This is a genomic window from Streptomyces sp. NPDC059900 (assembly GCF_050270335.1).
Classification (GTDB): domain Bacteria; phylum Actinomycetota; class Actinomycetes; order Streptomycetales; family Streptomycetaceae; genus Streptomyces.
The window spans coordinates 1-3,237 of the sequence record NZ_JBNNJZ010000770.1; the positions used below are offsets into that span (position 1 = coordinate 1).

General features: G+C 72.8%; 3 protein-coding genes. All 3 read left to right on the forward strand.

The genetic code is table 11. The features are described from left to right. The coding region (locus ACQKIP_RS43625; protein WP_427745556.1) for a FadR/GntR family transcriptional regulator at positions 1-686 on the forward strand (686 nt) is incomplete at its 5' end. A gap of 147 nt (positions 687-833) precedes the next feature. Further along, positions 834-2,279: an ethanolamine permease gene (gene eat / locus ACQKIP_RS43630; protein WP_365860102.1), complete on the forward strand. Its 1,446-nt coding sequence runs from the start codon at positions 834-836 to the stop codon at positions 2,277-2,279. Between the two features lie 2 nt (positions 2,280-2,281). Beyond that, positions 2,282-3,007: a gamma-glutamyl-gamma-aminobutyrate hydrolase family protein gene (locus ACQKIP_RS43635; RefSeq protein WP_365860101.1), complete on the forward strand. Its 726-nt coding sequence runs from the start codon at positions 2,282-2,284 to the stop codon at positions 3,005-3,007. The last annotated feature ends 230 nt before the right edge of the window (positions 3,008-3,237 follow it).

Genomic DNA, 3,237 nt, shown 5'->3' on the forward strand with positions numbered 1-3,237 from the left:
TGCGTCCCGTACGGGCGGGCAACGGCTTCGAGGAGGCCCTGGAGCAGATCCTCCAAGTCGTACGTCTTGGCCTGGTGCCCGGCGGCGAACGCCTGCCCTCGGAACGCGAGTTGGCCGACCGCCTCGGCATCAGCCGGGTCACGCTGCGCGAGGTCCTGAAGGTGCTCCAGGACCAGGGCCTGGTCGAGTCCCGGCGGGGCAGGTACGGCGGCACGTTCGTGCGCCCGCGCCCCGAGGCGGCCGGCGAGGACGAGCTGCGGCGGCGCGTGGCGGACGTCGACGTGGAGGACGCGCTGCGGTTCCGCGAGGTCCTCGAGGTGGGCGCGGCCGGGCTCTGCGCGGCGCACGGCCTGACCGGGGAGCAGCGCGAGCGGCTTCGCACGGCGCTCGCCCGCACCCACGAGGCGCCCCTCTCCGAGTACCGCCGCCTGGACACCCTGCTGCACCTGACCCTGGCCGAGCTGTGCGGTTCGCCCTCGCTCACCGCGCAGTACGCGGCGGTGCGCGCGAGCGTCAACGACCTCCTGGACTGCATCCCGCTCCTGGTGCGGAACCTGGAGCATTCGCAGCGCCAGCACACCGCCCTGGTCGAGGCGGTGCTCGACGGGGACGCGGACGGGGCGCGGGAGATGATGCGCGAGCACTGCGCGGGCACGGCGGCCCTGCTGCGGGGGTTCCTGACATAAGGGGCGGGTGCGCAAGGGATTTACGGCGGCGTTACGCAGGGGTCTTGCTTTCTCGCACCCGGCACGACAAAGGTATGGATCCGTTCCATTGAGTCACCCGATCGCCCCGCCCCGCCACCGCGTCACCCGCCGCATAGGAGCCGTGCCATGACCGTGGAGTCCCCCAAGACGAGCGCCGCCGAACCGGCGGACGACTATCTGGAACGCAGGACGCTGCGCCGGGGCAGCGCGGGCTGGCTGCTGCTCACCGGGCTCGGCGTCGCCTACGTCGTCTCCGGCGACTACTCGGGCTGGAACTTCGGCCTCGCGGAGGGCGGGTTCGGCGGTCTCGGCATCGCCATGGCGCTGATGGGCGTGATGTACGCGTGCATGGTCTTCTCGCTGGCGGAACTGTCGTCGGTGCTGCCCACCGCGGGCGGCGGCTACGGCTTCGCGCGCCGGGCGCTCGGCCCGTGGGGCGGCTTCCTCACCGGCACGGCGATCCTCATCGAGTACATCCTGGCGCCCGCCGCGATCTCCATCTTCATCGGTGACTACGTCGAGTCGCTCGGCCTCTTCGGCCTCACCTCCGGCTGGCCGGTGTATCTCGCGTGCTTCGTGATCTTCATCGGCATCCATCTGTGGGGCGTGGGCGAGGCGCTGCGCTTCAGCTTCGTCGTCACGGGCATCGCGGTGGCGGCGCTGCTCGTCTTCGCGGTCGGCGCGTTCATGGACTTCGACGCGTCGAAGCTGAACGACATCCCCGTGGAGGCGGACGCCTTCGGCGCCAACTCCTGGCTTCCGATGGGCCTGTTGGGCATCTGGGCGGCGTTCCCGTTCGGCATGTGGTTCTTCCTCGGGGTCGAGGGTGTGCCGCTGGCGGCGGAGGAGACGAAGGACCCGGCGCGCACCCTGCCGCGCGCGATCCGCTGGTCCATGGCCATCCTCGTCGTACTCGCGCTGCTCACGTTCTTCGCCTCGGCCGGGGCGCGCGGCGCGAACGCGATCCAGGACGCGGGCAACCCGCTGGTGGAGGCGTTGCAGCCGGGCGGTGAGGCGACGGCGCTGAGCCGCATCGTCAACTACGCGGGGCTTGCCGGCCTGGTGGCATCGTTCTTCTCCCTGATCTACGCGGGCTCGCGCCAGCTGTTCGCCCTGTCCCGGGCCGGCTACCTGCCGCGCTTCCTGTCCCTCACGAGCAGCCGCAAGGCCCCCTACCTGGGCCTTTTGGTCCCCGGGGCGATCGGCTTCGGCCTGGCGGCGGCGACCGGGGACGGCGCGCGGATGCTGAACGTGGCGGTGTTCGGCGCGACCATCTCGTACGCGCTGATGTCGCTCTCGCACATCGTGCTGCGCCGCAGGGAGCCGGGCCTGGAACGTCCCTACCGCACGCCGGGCGGCATCCTGACCTCGTCCGTGGCACTTGTCCTGGCCTGTGCGGCGCTGGTCGCCACGTTCCTGGTGGACGTGACGGCGGCGCTCATCGCACTCGCGGTATACGTGGTGGCGATCGCGTACTTCGGCATCTACAGCCGCAAGCATCTGGTGGCGCGGGCGCCCGAGGAGGAGTTCGCGGCGCTGGCCGCCGCGGAGGCGGAACTGGAACGCGACTGAGCATGTCGCGGCTGAACACGAGGGAGACGAGGGTGAGCGAGACCAACGGCCGACCGCTGATCGGTGTCAGCACGTACCTGGAGTCGAAGGTGAGCTGGGGCGTGTGGGAGCTGCCCGCCGCGCTCCTGCCCGCCGGCTACCCGCGGCTCGTGCAGGCGGCGGGCGGTCTGGCCGCGATGCTTCCGCCGGATGATCCTTCGTACGCGGACGAGGTCGTCGCCAGGCTGGACGGCGTGGTCATCGCGGGCGGGCCCGATGTCGAGCCGGTCCGTTACGGCTCGGAGCGTGAGGAGCGTACAGGCCCCCCGGCGCGGGAGCGGGACGCCTGGGAACTGGCGCTCATCGAGGCGGCCCTGGCGTCCCGGACGCCGCTGCTCGGCATCTGCCGGGGCATGCAGCTCCTGAACGTGGCGCTCGGCGGGACGCTGGTGCAGCACATGGAGGGGCATGCCGAAACGGTGGGCGTGTTCGGCACGCACGAGGTGAAGCCGGTGCCGGGCACCCTGTACGAGTCCATCGCCCCCGCTGCTTCGGACGTCCCCGCCTATCACCACCAGGCGGTGGACCGCATCGGCCGCGGCCTGGTCGTATCGGCCCACGCGGAGGACGGCACCCCGGAGGCCCTTGAACTCCCTTCGGGGGGTTGGGTCCTCGGGGTCCAGTGGCACCCGGAGATGGGTGAGGATCTCCGGGTCATGTCGGCGCTGGTGCGCGCGGCGGGGCGGTAGGCCCGCGGCCGGGGGTAGCGCTGCTCTGACCTCAGCGATCGGCGCCCGGGGCGTGGCCTTCCGGGCCGGGGAACGCGTCCCCCCGCAGGCTCTCCGCACCGCCGGGTGTCCCCTCCGCAGGACCTCGGGGGGGCGGCCCCCCCCCCCCCCCCCCCCCCGGGGGCCCCGCCCCCCGCCGGGGGCCGCGCCCCCCCCCCCCCCCCCCCCCCCCCCCCCCCCCCCCCCCCCCC